Origin of the sequence: Pseudoalteromonas sp. XMcav11-Q, assembly GCF_040104525.1 — a bacterium.
Classification (GTDB): Bacteria; Pseudomonadota; Gammaproteobacteria; order Enterobacterales; family Alteromonadaceae; genus Pseudoalteromonas.
On sequence record NZ_JBECOX010000005.1, the window covers coordinates 22,913 to 37,901 of the forward strand.

At 44.1% G+C, this 14,989-nt stretch carries 13 protein-coding genes and 1 pseudogene; 3 read left to right on the forward strand and 11 right to left on the reverse strand.

Annotated features, from left to right (window positions below):
- Positions 1 to 46: 46 nt before the first annotated feature.
- From cyoE to ABMY45_RS09535, 6 genes are all read right to left on the reverse strand, one after another.
- Entirely contained in the window at positions 47 to 925 is an 879-nt protein-coding gene (gene cyoE, locus ABMY45_RS09510; RefSeq protein ID WP_010606490.1) for a heme o synthase, read from the reverse strand.
- Between the two features lie 13 nt (positions 926 to 938).
- On the reverse strand, positions 939 to 1,298 hold the full coding sequence (gene cyoD / locus ABMY45_RS09515) for a cytochrome o ubiquinol oxidase subunit IV (protein ID WP_017218861.1): 360 nt from the start codon (positions 1,296 to 1,298) through the stop codon (positions 939 to 941).
- Positions 1,298 to 1,918, reverse strand: a complete 621-nt coding sequence (cyoC, locus tag ABMY45_RS09520) for a cytochrome o ubiquinol oxidase subunit III (protein WP_010606488.1) — start codon at positions 1,916 to 1,918, stop codon at positions 1,298 to 1,300. Before cyoC ends, cyoD begins: the two co-directional genes overlap by 1 nt.
- Before the next feature lie 3 nt (positions 1,919 to 1,921).
- Positions 1,922 to 3,904, reverse strand: a complete 1,983-nt coding sequence (gene cyoB / locus ABMY45_RS09525; protein ID WP_174170959.1) for a cytochrome o ubiquinol oxidase subunit I — start codon at positions 3,902 to 3,904, stop codon at positions 1,922 to 1,924.
- 2 nt (positions 3,905 to 3,906) lie between these two features.
- Complete coding sequence (gene cyoA / locus ABMY45_RS09530) at positions 3,907 to 4,815, reverse strand: ubiquinol oxidase subunit II (RefSeq protein ID WP_349288804.1); 909 nt, start codon at positions 4,813 to 4,815, stop codon at positions 3,907 to 3,909.
- A gap of 335 nt (positions 4,816 to 5,150) precedes the next feature.
- Positions 5,151 to 5,561 (reverse strand): hypothetical protein, encoded by a 411-nt coding sequence (locus tag ABMY45_RS09535; protein ID WP_174170961.1) that lies wholly within the window; start codon positions 5,559 to 5,561, stop codon positions 5,151 to 5,153.
- A gap of 392 nt (positions 5,562 to 5,953) precedes the next feature.
- Between ABMY45_RS09535 and ABMY45_RS09540 the strand changes: the two genes are divergently transcribed.
- Positions 5,954 to 7,588, forward strand: a complete 1,635-nt coding sequence (locus tag ABMY45_RS09540) for a methyl-accepting chemotaxis protein (RefSeq protein ID WP_206471629.1) — start codon at positions 5,954 to 5,956, stop codon at positions 7,586 to 7,588.
- Positions 7,589 to 7,891: 303 nt separating this feature from the next.
- Here the strand turns inward: ABMY45_RS09540 and ABMY45_RS09545 are convergent, their stop codons facing one another.
- Positions 7,892 to 8,347, reverse strand: coding sequence for an NAD(P)H-dependent oxidoreductase (locus tag ABMY45_RS09545; protein WP_138583305.1), 456 nt, complete (start codon positions 8,345 to 8,347; stop codon positions 7,892 to 7,894).
- Positions 8,348 to 8,428: 81 nt separating this feature from the next.
- Here ABMY45_RS09545 and soxR point away from each other — a divergent pair, with 81 nt between their 5' ends.
- Positions 8,429 to 8,935, forward strand: a complete 507-nt coding sequence (gene soxR / locus ABMY45_RS09550; RefSeq protein ID WP_010375466.1) for a redox-sensitive transcriptional activator SoxR — start codon at positions 8,429 to 8,431, stop codon at positions 8,933 to 8,935.
- A 13-nt stretch (positions 8,936 to 8,948) separates the two neighbouring features.
- Positions 8,949 to 10,733, forward strand: coding sequence for a DUF885 domain-containing protein (locus ABMY45_RS09555; RefSeq protein ID WP_010606482.1), 1,785 nt, complete (start codon positions 8,949 to 8,951; stop codon positions 10,731 to 10,733).
- Between the two features lie 159 nt (positions 10,734 to 10,892).
- Here ABMY45_RS09555 and ABMY45_RS09560 read toward each other — a convergent pair whose 3' ends face one another.
- The 4 genes and pseudogenes from ABMY45_RS09560 to ABMY45_RS09575 form a co-directional block, all read right to left on the reverse strand.
- Positions 10,893 to 13,052: a S46 family peptidase gene (locus ABMY45_RS09560; protein WP_349288805.1), complete on the reverse strand. Its 2,160-nt coding sequence runs from the start codon at positions 13,050 to 13,052 to the stop codon at positions 10,893 to 10,895.
- Between the two features lie 150 nt (positions 13,053 to 13,202).
- A pseudogene (locus ABMY45_RS09565) lies at positions 13,203 to 13,734 on the reverse strand (hypothetical protein).
- A 70-nt stretch (positions 13,735 to 13,804) separates the two neighbouring features.
- Positions 13,805 to 14,335, reverse strand: coding sequence for a hypothetical protein (locus ABMY45_RS09570; protein ID WP_211868615.1), 531 nt, complete (start codon positions 14,333 to 14,335; stop codon positions 13,805 to 13,807).
- Positions 14,336 to 14,405: 70 nt separating this feature from the next.
- Complete coding sequence (locus ABMY45_RS09575; RefSeq protein WP_349288806.1) at positions 14,406 to 14,933, reverse strand: hypothetical protein; 528 nt, start codon at positions 14,931 to 14,933, stop codon at positions 14,406 to 14,408.
- Positions 14,934 to 14,989 lie beyond the last annotated feature (56 nt).

A 14,989-nucleotide genomic window follows, 5' to 3' on the forward strand; every position in this document is an offset into this window, starting at 1 on the left:
GGCCCCGTGGGCCTTTGGATTTTAGTTACTTTGGGATAATCTGCGATCAGTACAGCATCGCAGAAACTGTGCTGTGATTATCAATCGCCATCGCGATACTTAGGACTGTGATATTGACTATTGAGAATGCAAATACTTGCCTCGCCCAACCATGTAAATCTAAGTCTCTTTGGTATCCTTTTAGCGCCATCAATAACCACCAAAAACTGGTTGTACAGGCCACCGCCATAAATGCTATGCCGGTATAACCGCTAAGCGGTAGTAACATCACCACCAGTGCATAAATGGCGATATACAAAACAATATGATGCTTAGCCTTCTCAACACCTTGCGCGACTGGCAACACCGGAATATTCGCGGCCCGGTAATCTTCAAAACGGAAAATCGCAATGGCATAAGAGTGCGGCATTTGCCAAAGACAAAACATCAATAATAAAATGGCAGCGCCAGAGTCAAACACCCCGCTTACTGCGCAGTAACCAACCACAGGAGGCACTGCCCCTGACAGGCTACCAACCACCGTGCCATACACTGAGTTTCGTTTCATGTATAAGCTGTAAACACCGACATAAATAAAAAACCCAAATGCGGCAAAACTCAGCGCAATCCAATTGGTGAAATAGGCTAAGAGCCCAAAGCCAGATAATCCGAGTACCAGACTATGTGACAGTGCAGCAACTGAGGAAATTTCCCCAGTTACTGTCACGCGAGTTTTAGTACGGGCCATTGCCGCATCGATATCCCTGTCGATGACATTATTAACTACACAACCTGACGCAACGACTAAAGATAGCCCTAGTAGAGTCAAGGCAAATAGCAGCCAATCAACTTCACCTCGAGAGGCCAATAAAAAGCCTCCTGCGACTGAAATCAAGTTTCCCATAATGATCCCAGGTTTTGTCACCTGAAAATAACGACGCAGCATGACTACTCTCCTGTTAATACATCATCATGGCGTTCGATTCGTAGATGATCCAGACCGACAGCCCCACTACCATCACAATAATCAACGCACTAAAGATAAAGGAAAGCGTGCTTGCCTTGCCTTCTTCCGTAACAAAATTCAGGTGTAAAAAGTACTTTAGGTGCACCCAAATTTGCACTAACGCCGTTGTCACTAACGTCCAAAATGTCGTGCTAGATGACAAGCTGCCACTCATCACGGCAGCAAAAGGAATGGCTGTCAAAATAACGGATAGCACAAAACCAATTAGATACGACTTCACACTTCCGTGGCTGTCGTGTTCATGCTCATGAACATCCATCTGTGCTAACGCTTGAGATTCACTATGGCTCATTACATTGCCCCCATTAAATAAACAACGGTAAATACACAGATCCACACGATATCTAAAAAGTGCCAGAACAAGCTTAAGCAGCTCAAACGCGTTACCGTTTGTGGCTTAAGACCACGACGTGTCACTTCAATCATCATCACAGTCATCCAAATCAAGCCTGCCGTCACGTGCATGCCGTGCAGACCCACCAATGAGAAGAAAGAAGTCAGAAAAGCACTATGCTGCGGCCCATGACCATGTACTATCAAGTGATGGAATTCATACACTTCCATGCCAATAAACACCGCACCAAAGGCAAATGTCACCGCAAGCCAAGATAAGGTTTGCGACTTTTTCTGTTTGTTTGCCGCTATCATGGCAAACCCAAAGGTAATACTACTTAACAGTAGGGCCGCGGTTTCAACCGCAACAAAACCCAGCTCGAATATGTCTTTGCCAGACACCCCGCCTGCCGTGTTCATGTACAACACGGCATAAGTGGCAAAGAACGAAGCAAACAACAAACAGTCCGTCATCAGATATAGCCAAAAACCGAATACGGTGTTTGAACCTGTGTCATGATCTGCATGCTCGTGAGCATCTTCTAACGCATGCAGCGTAGCGGGAGTAATCGCACTCATGAATTAACCCTCCTGTAATGCGCGAGAAAGGTGGGCAGACTCAATCTGCTCAATCTCGTCAACCTGAACATAATAATCAACGTCGCTGGTGTAACAACGCTTAATAAATACCGCGATAGCACTGACAAAACCCACCGCCGCTAACCACCAAATATGCCAAATCATGGCAAAGCAAAACACGGTCAATGACGCGCTGATAAGCACTCCAGTCGGGGTATTTTTTGGCATGTGAATAGGCTGATAATGTGCAGGCTTTTGATATGCCTGTCCCTGCTCTTTCATTTCTGTCCAAGCGTCAATATCGTCAACCACAGGGGTTTTCGCGAAGTTGTAGTACTGCGGGGGAGAGTCCGTTGACCATTCCAGCGTATGCCCATTCCACGGATCGCCTGTGGTGTCTTGCAATTGCTCGCGGTTTTTGTAACTCACCACTAACTGTACCACTTGGAAAATTATCCCAAACATAATGATAAAGGCACCAATACACGCGATGTATAGCCAAATGTTCCACTCTGGCGTGTTGGTATGATTAAGACGACGTGTCATGCCCAAGAAGCCGAGCACATAAAGCGGCATAAAGGCCACAAAAAAGCCAACCAGCCAGCACCAGAATGAGGCTTTCCCCCAACGCTCATCAAGCTTGTAACCCATTACTTTAGGGAACCAGTAAGCAAAACCCGCTAGATAACCAAACACCGCCCCACCGATAATGGTGTTATGAAAATGTGCGATCAGAAAAAGACTGTTGTGCAGCACATAGTCCGCGCCTGGAATTGCAAGCAGTACGCCAGTCATCCCACCTACGGTAAAGGTCACCATAAACCCTAACGTCCAAAGGACCGGCACCGTGATCCGCAAACGACCGCGATACATCGTAAATAACCAGTTAAAGAGTTTTACCCCCGTCGGGACCGCAATGACCATCGTCATGACCCCAAAGAAAGCATTAACATTGGCGCTTGAACCCATAGTAAAGAAGTGATGTAGCCAAACAATGAAGCCCAAAATAGAAATCGCACCGCTGGCATACACCATCGACTTATAGCCAAACAGGCGTTTGCCTGTAAAGGTTGAAATAATTTCTGAGAAAATCCCAAACGCAGGCAAGATCAAAATATAAACTTCAGGGTGACCCCATGCCCAGAACAGATTGATATACATCATGGCATTACCACCGGCTTCATTGGTGAAGAAGTGGAAATCCATATAACGGTCAAGCGTTAGCATCGCTAGCACCGCAGTAAGAATTGGGAAAGACGCCGCAACTAGGATATTTGCCCAAGTACAAGTCCAAGTAAAAATAGGCATTTTCATTAGCGTCATGCCAGGTGCACGCATCTTAAATACGGTTACCAAGAAATTCACGGCGGTGAGCAATGTCCCAAGCCCGGATATTTGCAGTGCCCAAATATAGTAATCAACCCCGACACCCGGACTAAACGACAACTCCGACAATGGCGGATACGCCACCCAACCGGTTTTTGCAAACTCGCCAAATGCCAAGGACAAGTTGATCAGAATTGCCCCGCCCGCCGTCAGCCAAAAACTGAGATTATTCAAAAACGGAAAGGCAACATCTCTAGCACCAATTTGCAGTGGCAAGATGATATTCATCAAACCAATCATAAATGGCATCGCCATAAAGATGATCATGATCACCCCATGTGCGGTAAAGATCTGGTCATAGTGCTCAGGAGGTAAGTAACCGGCAGCGCCGCTTGTGGCCATCGCCAACTGCGTACGCATCATGATGGCGTCGGCAAAACCACGCATTAACATAATTAATGCCAAGATAATGTACATCACGCCTAGACGTTTATGATCGATTGAAGTGATCCAATCGTGCCACAGCACGCCCCATTTTTTGTGTTTTGTGACCATTGCCGCCACAATTAGACCAACAATCGCCACCACAGCTAACGTCACCATAATGATGGGTTCGTGATAGGGGATTGCCTCGATGGATAATTTACCAAACAACGACATAATTACTCCTCAGCCTTGCCGTGATGTGGATGCGCAGCATGCTCTGGTTTAGCGTAATAACTCATTTCGCCATGGCCCTGCATGTACTTCATAACTATGGTGTGGAATAAGCCCTGCTCTACCGAGCCAAAATATTCAACGGGGTGATATTCCGAAGGCTCAGCCAGTTGCGTGTAACGACCTGCGGTTAAGGCTTCGCCGTTTGCTTTGACATCGGCAACCCAGTTATCAAAACTTGCTTGATCTTTGGTCGCAATGGCATCGAACTTCATACCCGTAAAGCCCGCTCCACTGTAGTTAGCAGAAAAGCCTTTGAATGTCCCCGGCTCGTTGGCAATCAGGTGAAGCTGCGTTTCCATTCCAGCCATCGAGTAGATTTGGCTACCAAGCTGTGGAATAAAGAAAGAGTTCATGGTGCTTTCGGAAGTGATTTTGTACTCCACTGGTACATTCGCTGGAAACACCAACTCATTCACTGTAGCAATGCCTTGCTCAGGATAGATAAATAACCACTTCCAGTTTAGCGATACCACCTGAACAGTGAGGTGTTCACCCTTACCTTCCAACGGCTTGTACGGATCAAGTGATTGTGTAGAGCGCCAAGTGATCACCCCAAGTACAATAATAATCACAATCGGAATGGTCCAAACCACGGCTTCTATTTTGTTAGAGTGAGCCCATTTAGGTGCATAGATCTCGTGGTCACGACCGTCTCGGTACTTCCACGCAAAATATAAGGTAAGAATAATAACTGGTACTACAACGAGTAACATCAGTACAGTGGCAATGATGATCAAGGACTTCTCATCCATGCCAATTTGCCCCTTGGGATCTAAAATGCCACCACTACAGCCGGTGAGCATAAGCCCCAATGAAGCGAACGCATAATTCACAACACTACGTTTATTCAATTGATTACCCTTCAACGATAAGCTGCGGCTTATTTATCAAGCACGCTGAGTATCTATTTGTGCAAGCTATGCTGCACAAGTTCGAATTGCACTGTATCCATCAGGGAAAATGCATTAGTGAAGGGAAACGCTCCTTTGATACCAGTCACTAACCATTTACCAAATAATCGATACAGTAAACGGACAATCACATTTGCTAAGCTTACAATTCGCCCAAAAAGGACAGTAAATAGCCGATTAATGTAATTGAAACTGAATTGCTGACTGCTGATCCAAATCGCTTAAATCAAACACATTGGACTCAAATATTGCGATTACGCAAACAGGCAGCGGTATCAAAAAGGAGGAGCACGACAACCATGTGCACTAGGCACCGGTTGAGGATGAATAGCCTCAGTAGAGGCGAATGCCGTTTTACGCAGGACAACGCCAGCGCGTGTAGGCAAAATAGTATGGAAAACTAACCAATAAAGACCTATCAATAATTGTAATGACAAGATAGGCTGAGCCCAAAACTCTCCGAGCATCACCAAAACAGAGTCAGGTAGTGAATTATCTGCAAAAAGTGCTTCTAATTCAGCTACATCACCTAGCATGCCAGTGAATAATAATGCCGCGTTAAACATCATCAATGCGCTTAGCACACTGAAAATACGACCGAATAACTGCGCACGCGTCATCGCACAACTTTGATAGGTTGTGTCGTTAGTAGTAGCAGTTTGTCGAGCATAGCTTAACAGTGGCACAGATTATCCTGATGTTTTTATCTTGATAGAATTGATTAGTTCAGAACTTTCAGTCCAAACTGAAAATTCGCAGCGAGTATAACAAAGTCGCTATTCGATTCAAGCGATATCTGCAATGATCTATATCAAATTTCCTTAATCTACCTCTAACCTTCATCCTTCTCTAAGACAAAATACTTAAACACACTTATTAGAAATAGTTCTCATTCACAATAATTTACAAAACGTGAATATTAACATTTTTATTAACTATCAATTAGATAGCCGTCTGCACGGCTTAACACCTTATTCATCTTTTGTTCATGCTATTTATTTTTGGTTCGTTCTAAGTATGATCCACGCCAACTGACATCGCTGTCATTTTAACTAATTCTTTGTTACTAGAGGAACTCATGAAGCAGCTGAATAAACTCTTAGGTTTAATGAAAGTGCCCAATAAACTCAGACTCAGTCTGCTTTTGTCTGTCGTGATCATTACCCTTGTGCAACTCTCATCAGCACTCGTTTTACGAGACAGCTTAACGCAAGAAAGACACATTAATGCAAAAAACCTAATGGAAACCACAATTGCGCAACTTAATATGGTTGCCACCGAGGCCTCGCTCACCCCACAACAAAGACAAGAAAAAATAAAAAAGCTCATTGATGCCGCACGCTATGGTGATGCAGGTTACTTCTTCTTATTTGACCTAGATGGGAATATGGTAACACACCCCATTAAGCCACTGCTCAATGGCACCTCAATGACTCACCATCATGAACGCTTTATTCGCGAAGCATTCAGCCAGTTCGTCGTCATTGCGAATCAAAATCAACAAGGCTTTGCCCAATATCAATGGCCAAAACCGGGGACAAAGGAGCTTGAGGGCAAGCTCTCTTATATTGCTAACTTAGGGCACTATAACTGGGCAATTGGAACAGGCATTTACCTTCAAGACGTTGAAGAGCAATTTTATGACCGCTTCATGTTGATGACTGCTGAAACGCTCGGCTATGCGATATTACTTATTTTTCTCTCTAGCTTAATCAGCAAAAATATTACCAAGCCACTGGATAAGCTCACCCGTACAATGGGACTTATTTCAGCGCAAAAAGACCTCACCATTGCACTGAAAAGCCACGGAAAAGACGAGCTTGCCCAAATGGCTATCGCATTTAATAAAATGAACTCGCATTTTCGTGATGTACTGCATGATATCAACGAAAGCACCCATTCTTTGGCCTCCCAAGCAGAGGAATTATCCTGTATTACCGAGCAGATCCAAGCTGGTATTGGACAACAAAACAGTGAAACAGAATCAGTGCAAAACCGCATGCAATCGCTTAATCAAGTGGCACAAGCTGTCAATAATGAGTCAAAGCGTGCGCTTGATAAAGTGACAGAGACAACCACACTGACGACCCAAGGGCTGACGCATGTAGACGAAAATGTAGCAGTCATAGCGCATGCCTCTCGTAGCGTCGACTCAGCGCAACAAGCTGTGCTCGAACTACAACGCTCATCAACCGAGATTGGTGCAGTACTTGACGTCATCAAAAAAGTGGCAGATCAAACTAATTTATTAGCATTGAATGCGGCCATCGAGGCTGCGAGAGCAGGAGAACAAGGTCGTGGTTTTGCCGTGGTGGCCGATGAGGTAAGAACACTGGCCCAGCGTACGCAACAATCTACCGATGACATTCAAGCGATCATTGATAAACTGCACAATGGCGTTACCACAACCGTTGAAGAAATGGAGAGCTGCCGTGCAGCATCCGAACAAAGCCTCAAAGTGAGCCAAGAATGTAAGCACGCACTAGAACAAATCAACCTCTCCATCGCAACCGTGCATGATATTAACGTTAATATCGCCACCTGGAGTGAAAAGCAATCTGAAGATCTTAATGACATGACTGACAACATCAGTGGTATCGCAACAGTGGCAAACCAAACCGCCCTTGGCGCTGAACACACCAAAGCGTCGAGCCAGCAATTAAGCGAAATGTCACAACGACTCTCGCAAATGGTCAATGAATTCAAGGTGTGATCTTACACCTGTTTGCAGACGCGGAAGTGCGTACTTCCGCTGAGAAATGTTGGGTAGCAAGGGGGGGTTAGCGCGCCAGTCACAAAGTGCTCGGCGGGTAAACCGTCTCCTACCAGACTGATGTTACTTCGGAGTAGGAGCTGCTTTACGCAACGATCTTTAAAAGCCTTCACCCTCCTCTAAATAAACACCAGTCACAACCGCCTTATACCAGACTGGATTTACTTCAGAGTAGGAGCTGCTTCACGCAGCGATCTTTAAAAGCCATCGCCACACAACCCCACCTAACAAAATCCACAGCGATTAATCAGCATAAGGGTAATGAACATGACGCTGCTCTTGTAATTTCATACCCAAATATTCAAAGGTTCCCACCAGCATCTCAGTAAATGGTGCTGGTGCTTTTTCTTGGCATGAGGTCGACAAGATAGAAAACTGCTTTTCACGTAGCGTTCTAAGCTCCGGCTTTAACGCTTCTATGTCCATAAAGTCGGTTATTCTGTCGATAAATGCCTTCATTCTTGGTGTCACTGCATACCAATAAACGGGGGATGCAAAAATGATGTGCTCAAAACCAAGTACCCATCTAAAAAGGTTAACAAAGTCATCATCACTGTGAGAGTGTTTGTAGCAATACTCACCAATTTTGTAGCGGTCTAAATAGATGAGTTCAGCTCTTTTTTCTGCTGCTAGTGCCTTTGCAGATTGGTAGGTATTTCCATTGGGGTTTGAGCTTGAGTAAATAACGACTGTTTTCATAATGTTCAATTCCAGTTGCACTAATAATAAATTGGGTGCTACCTTAAAACCTCACCTTAAGTTAAGGTAAAGTACTAATTTATGAAAACTGAAAAATTATTAAGAGACGAGCCCAACCTCAGTGTCGGTAAGGTTGCTCAAAGAGCTGACGTTGCGGTGTCTGCTCTGCATTTCTATGAGAACAAAGGGCTTATTCGTAGTTGGCGTAATAACGGTAATCAACGCCGTTACAAAAAGGATGTGTTGCGCCGTATTGCCATTATTAAAGCTGGCCAAAAGATGGGGATAACCCTAGGAGAGATAAAAGAAACCCTTGATACTCTGCCCGACTCAAGAACACCAACTAAAGCGGACTGGGCCAAACTTTCTACAGCCTGGCAAGCAAAGCTGGACGAAAAAATCGCTTACATGCAACGTTTAAGAGACTATGTCGATGGTTGCATTGGCTGTGGCTGTTTGTCGATGAAATCATGCCCTATCTACAACCCCGATGACATCGTTGCCAAAGAGGCTAACGGTGCGGTGTGGTTGGATGAGCCAGACAAAGCAAATAAAGCAAAATCTTGTTATGATAGCGAAAACCATTAAATAGGACACAATAATGAAAAAGACTGCCTTGTGCATGGCGCTAGCCATGGCAATGGGCCTGACTGGCTGCTCACTTTCTCCTTCGTCTGTCGAGACGACGCCTTCAGCTTCACAGCAAACAGTAGCAACAAATGCACAATTCGCTGACTTTTCTCAGCAATTTATCAATGACTTATGGAAACAGTACCCAGAAGCGTCGCTCTGGGCAGGCTTTGGCAAGTACGACGATATTATCACTGTACCAACCCAAGCGACTCGTGATGCAAGTGTTGCCTTCTCTCAGGCGCAACTGGCTAAGTTACAACAGTTCGACCTTGCTAACTTAAGCAATAGTCAAAAAATCGATTATCACTTGATTGAAAATCGCCTAAAACGCGATATCTGGCATATTGAAACCTTCAAAAGCTGGCAGTGGAATCCGTCAAACTACAATGTTTCTTATGGCTTTGCGACGATACTCAATAGCCGCTTTAAAACGGATGACGAAAAGCTCAAGCTCGTTTTAGCACGTCTTCAATATGTGCCAGCGTATTATGAAGCAGCACAAAACAATATTAACAATCCAACGCTCGAATATACTCAGCTTGCGATTGCACAAAACCAAGGCGCATTTAGTGTATTAAACGACGAGTTGCTTGATAAACTCGCGACTTCATTATTAACAGCCGAGGAAAAAGCCCTATTCAAGCAGCGCTTCGCTGCCGCGAAATCTGCCATCAATGGATATGTATCTTACCTTAGCAACCTTGAAAAAGAGTTAAGCGAAAACGGTAATGCGCGCTCATTTAGAATTGGTGAGAAGCTGTACGAAGAAAAATTTGCCTTTGATATTCAGTCTGGCTACACCGCCAAGCAAATGTATGAAAAGGCAATGGCCGACAAAGCCCGTGTTACTAATGAAATGGTTAAGATTGTTGATCAACTCTGGCCAACGTATTTTGCTGACAAGCCACGCCCAAAATCTGACATTGATGCGATTGCCACCCTTATCAAGCACCTTTCGGTCAAACACGTAAAGCGTGAAAACTTTGTGAGCGAAATCAAAGCGCAAATTCCAGAGCTTGAAAAGTTTGTGATGGAAAAGGATCTCATCACGCTAGACCCTGAAAAGCCGCTAGTTGTTCGCGAAACGCCTGAATATATGCGCGGCTTTGCTGGCGCTTCAATCAGTGCTCCGGGCCCATACGACAAAAAGGAGAACACCTATTATAACGTGTCTCCGCTGGACTCAATGAGCGACGAGCAAGCTGAATCGTATCTACGTGAATACAACCATTGGATCCTGCAGATCCTAAATATTCATGAAGCCGTGCCAGGCCATTACACTCAGTTGGTTTACTCTAACGAATCTCCGTCTTTGGTGAAGAGTATCTTAAGCAATGGCGCGATGATTGAAGGATGGGCAGTATACACTGAGCGCATGATGCTAGAAGAAGGCTATGGTAACTTTGAGCCTGAAATGTGGTTAATGTACTACAAGTGGAATCTACGTGTGATCTGTAACACTATCCTAGATTACGGTATCCAAGTAAAAGGAATAAGCAAAGAAGAAGGCTTAGATCTGCTGATGAATGGGGCTTTCCAAGAGCGTGCAGAAGCCGAAGGTAAATGGCGCCGTGCAACCTTGAGCCAAGTACAATTAACCAGCTATTACTCTGGTTATCGCGAAATTTACGACTTCCGTGAAACGCAAAAACAAAAGCTTGGAAAGGAATTTGACTTAAAGACATTCCACGAAGAGTTCTTAAGCTTTGGTAGTGCTCCGGTGAAGTATATCCGCCAGTTAATGGCAAAGTAACATAATAATGCCGGCCTCATGGCCGGCATTATTTTTCGAAAAATTGATATCACCCGTTAGTCGGCCTTTAGGCCGACTAACGTTTAAACCTAAAGGGTACCCTTTAAACCCAAAGACTACCCTTTAAACGTTGGGGGGATTGTCGACCTAAAGGTCGACCTACTTTACTATCTTCATTTCATCTAACAGGTTTTGTGCATTATCAACCTTGTCCATTACCCATAACATGTAACGCGAATCAACATGAATTGAGCGGTTTAGGTTTTTATCGTAATCCCAGTCACCAATAATGCTTTCATATACACCGTCAAACAGTAAACCTACTAACTCCGCTTTCCCGTTTAAGGTCGGCGAACCTGAGTTACCACCTGTGGTATCCACGTTAGAAAGGAAATTCACCGGTACGGTATTCATGCCACCTGTATATTGACCATATACTTTTTCGCGGATCAACTGCTGTTGCTTTTTCGGCGCGTTAAATGGTTCAACATCGGTATTTTTAGCCAGTAACCCTTCAAGCGAAGTAAATGGCGTTGCCACTAAGCCATCTTGCGGTGAGTAGCCACCTACCGTACCGTAAGTGACACGGAGTGTGCTGTTAGCATCTGCGTAAACTGGCTTATTTTGCGACTTGTTGTAAGCAATAATGGCTTCCATCAAAGCTGGACGTGCAGATTGCTGCTTACCAGCCAATTCTTTTTCTTCATCTTCGATTTGCTTCATCACTGCAAAAATCGCTTTTGCATATTGAATGAATGGATCAGAGCTTTGATTTAACTGCTCAAGCTCTAAATCTAACATCCAAAGACGGGCTTTTTCATCAGCAAGCTTAGAGTTAGCATACATCTCATCTAGCAGCGCTTGGTGTTTTGCTTTATTGAAGCCGCTTTCGAGTTGAAGCTGCTTATCGACTTCAGTTAAACGCGCTTCTTTTGGCAAGGCTGCATAAAGCTCCATGAAGTAAAGCATAATCGCTTTATCAACTGTTTCATCATAGCGGCGCGTCATACGCTGAAGCCCCGCTTTGATTTTTGGCATATCACGTTCTTGATAACCACTCTCACGCTCAGCATCAGGCTTTTGTTTTTCAACCGCCAAGCGATAAAGCTTACGCGCAGTAGACATCATTTGCGAACGGTGGATATAGCCAACCATCATATCACGCTCATAATGAGCTTGAGATTGAGCAACCAACTCGCTCAATTCGTTTAGCACGGCGCCATACTTTGCTTTACGGTCTGCATCGGCATTGATCCAAGTGCTAAGATCGCGCTCAAATTGCTGCTTGCGGCTATACATACTGCCTTTTTTGAAGCTCTCAATCATTGAACCAAAGTTTTTGATGTAGTTGTTGTAACCTGCAATGGTGCTTTCATAGGCGATACGAGCTTGCGACCCTTCTGGTGCATTTTCTCCAATTAGTGCCACATACTTTGAGTTATGTTTACGTACCATGGGGTAAACCGTGTTAAACACATAATCTACTTCAGAAGCAATGCGATAACGGTTGGTACGACCCGGATAACCCGTCACCATTACAAAGTCGCCCTCTTGCACGCCTTTTGCACTCACACTCAAGAATGACTCTGGGTTGTAGGGTACGTTATCTTTAGAAAACTCAGCGGGTTTACCATCTTTACCCACATATGCACGGTAAAAAGCAAAGTCGCCAGTGTGACGAGGCCACATCCAGTTATCTATATCGCCGCCATATTTGCCCACGCCCATCGCTGGCGTGTATGCCAGACGGACGTCTTTTATCTCTAGCGATTTAATGAGGTAATATTCCAATCCACCATGAAAGGTATAAACATTACAGCGATAGCTTTCATCTTGCTCACACTCGGCAACAAGCTGTTTGCGCTTACTGTCAATGGCGTCAAAACGTGCTTTACCGGTCAGTGAGTCCGTCCCAGCATTAACTTTATCCGTTACGTTCGACACTTCTTTTGTCACATAAACGCGTGAGCCCGGTGCCGCCGGCAAGTCTTCACTTGGCTGTTTTGCTAAAAAGCCATTCTCAAGAATATTGTTATCTGTTGTTGAATTGTATTGAATAGAGCCGTATGCACAGTGATGGTTTGTCACAACCAGACCTTTAGGAGAGACAAATGACGCCGTACAGCCACCTAAGCTAATCACCGCATTCATCGGGAACTCAGTGAGTTTTGAAATTGACTTAGCATCAATCTCTAGTCCTTTAGACTTTAAAATAGACTCAAGTTCAGGTAGTTGATGTGGTTGCCACATGCCTTCATCGGCAGCAACGTACTGAGAAAAGGCCAACACCATGGCCGCGGAGATAGCTTTAACACGCATATTCCAATCCTAAATGTTATATTATTTTAATTGCGGTCAGTAATGTGACCCAAGATAGCGCCAAATAGCAATTTATTTCGGTGGAATTCGATAAACCGATGTAAACAACCATGCAGAAAGTACCAAGATAAAACGCCTAGTTTTCACTTTTTAGCGAAACATTTCATCGGTTAATTCAAAGGGTTCCCAAGTCGCTTGTGCCGAACCAATTTCTTCTAAAATGCGTCCTTCCACGCCATCAAACGGGGCATTAGAAATCCACATTTTTACTTCACCCTTTTCATCACCAAAGCCGAAGATTATATAGGGCTCAACATCGGTTTCTGTTTCGCCTGTGTAATGAGTAATGCTCGGTAAATTACCCGCGATTTTGTACGCCTTGTCACGCTGTACAGATAGCGTTGCACGATAGTGTTTTCCCTGCTTGTAGTCCCACCACTGCGCTTTTACTTTATGCGGGATTTCGGCTCCCCAAAACGTCCCACTTCCTACGGCATTTCCCCAACCACCGCCTACCGCACCAGCAGGGGGGTGAAAACCTATCATCAAATATCAATTTCACCATCAAATCGCTTTTTTCGTACGAAGAAATACCTATATGTAATTTTTCTAGCTCGGTATGTGAAGAGCAACTGCAAAGCAGTATTACTAGCAACAAAATGATGTAGAGTTTATTTATCATCCTTTTCTCCAAGTCGAACATCCCTTGTCTTATTTGTTTTTTATCTTAACTTTGAATTGTGGGCGCTTATCTAATTAAACATCTCATCGGTTAATTCAAAGGGCTCCCAAGTCGCCTGTGCTGAACCAATTTCTTCTAAAATGCGTCCTTTAACTCCACTAGCAAACTGAGAATTAGAAATCCACATTTTTACTTCTCCCTTTTCACCAAACCCAAAGATGATATAAGGATCAACATCGGTCTCCGTTTTGCCTGTGTAATAAGTCACACTCGGTAAATTATCCGCGATTTTGTATGCCTTGTCTCGCTGTACTATAAACACAGCACGATAATGCCTGCCTTGCTTATAATCCCACCATTCTGCTTGAACTTTATGTGGGATCTCAGCTCCCCAAAACACACCTTTCTTTTGAGCGTTCCCCCAGCAACAGCCTATAGCACCAGCGGGAGGGGAAAATCTATCGTCAAATATCAGCTTTACCATCAGGTCACTTTTTTCATAAGCGGAAATGCCTATATGTAATTTTTCGAGCTCAGAATGTGAAGAGCAACTGCAAAGCAGTATTACTGCCAGTAAAGCGGTATAGAGCTTATTGAACATCCTTTTCTCCAAGTCGAACATCCCTAGTCTCATTTGTTTTTTATCTTAACTTTGGATTGTGGGCGCTTATCTAATTAAACATCTCATCGGTTAATTCAAAGGGTTCCCAAGCCGCTTGCGCCGAGCCAATTTCTTCTAAAATGCGCCCTTTAACTCCTGCAAATGCTGAATTAGAAATCCACATTTTTACCTCACCTCCTTCACCAAACCCAAAAATGATGAATGGATTCACATCATCATCAACACGTCCTGATGCAAATGTAACAGGAGTCAATTCGTCAATTATATGGTAGGCTTTCTTCCGCTGAACTTTGAATGAAGCTCTGTAAAGTTTTGCTTGCTTGTAGTCTCGCCATTCAACATCCACTTTATGTGGGATCTCAGCTCCCCAAAACACACCTTTCTTTTGAGCATTCCCCCAACAGCAACCTATTGCGCCCGCTGGGGGGGAAAATCTATCGTCAAATATCAGCTTTACCATCAGGTCACTTTTTTCATAAGCGGAAATACCTATATTTAATTTTTCGAGCTCGGTATGTGAAGAGCAACTGCAAAGCAGTATTACTAGCAACAAAATGATGTAGAGTTTATTTATCATCCTTTTCTCCAAGTCGAACATCCCTTGTTTTATTTGTTTTTTATCTTAACTTTGGA

Coding starts and splice junctions, on each gene's coding strand:
- cyoE (WP_010606490.1), bottom strand. CDS start 925: ATGCTGCGTCGTTATTTTCAGGTGACAAAACCTGGGATCATTATGGGA.
- cyoD (WP_017218861.1), bottom strand. CDS start 1,298: ATGAGCCATAGTGAATCTCAAGCGTTAGCACAGATGGATGTTCATGAG.
- cyoC (WP_010606488.1), bottom strand. CDS start 1,918: ATGAGTGCGATTACTCCCGCTACGCTGCATGCGTTAGAAGATGCTCAC.
- cyoB (WP_174170959.1), bottom strand. CDS start 3,904: ATGTCGTTGTTTGGTAAATTATCCATCGAGGCAATCCCCTATCACGAA.
- ABMY45_RS09540 (WP_206471629.1), top strand. CDS start 5,954: ATGAAGCAGCTGAATAAACTCTTAGGTTTAATGAAAGTGCCCAATAAA.
- ABMY45_RS09545 (WP_138583305.1), bottom strand. CDS start 8,347: ATGAAAACAGTCGTTATTTACTCAAGCTCAAACCCCAATGGAAATACC.
- soxR (WP_010375466.1), top strand. CDS start 8,429: ATGAAAACTGAAAAATTATTAAGAGACGAGCCCAACCTCAGTGTCGGT.
- ABMY45_RS09555 (WP_010606482.1), top strand. CDS start 8,949: ATGAAAAAGACTGCCTTGTGCATGGCGCTAGCCATGGCAATGGGCCTG.
- ABMY45_RS09560 (WP_349288805.1), bottom strand. CDS start 13,052: ATGCGTGTTAAAGCTATCTCCGCGGCCATGGTGTTGGCCTTTTCTCAG.
- ABMY45_RS09570 (WP_211868615.1), bottom strand. CDS start 14,335: ATGTTCAATAAGCTCTATACCGCTTTACTGGCAGTAATACTGCTTTGC.
- ABMY45_RS09575 (WP_349288806.1), bottom strand. CDS start 14,933: ATGATAAATAAACTCTACATCATTTTGTTGCTAGTAATACTGCTTTGC.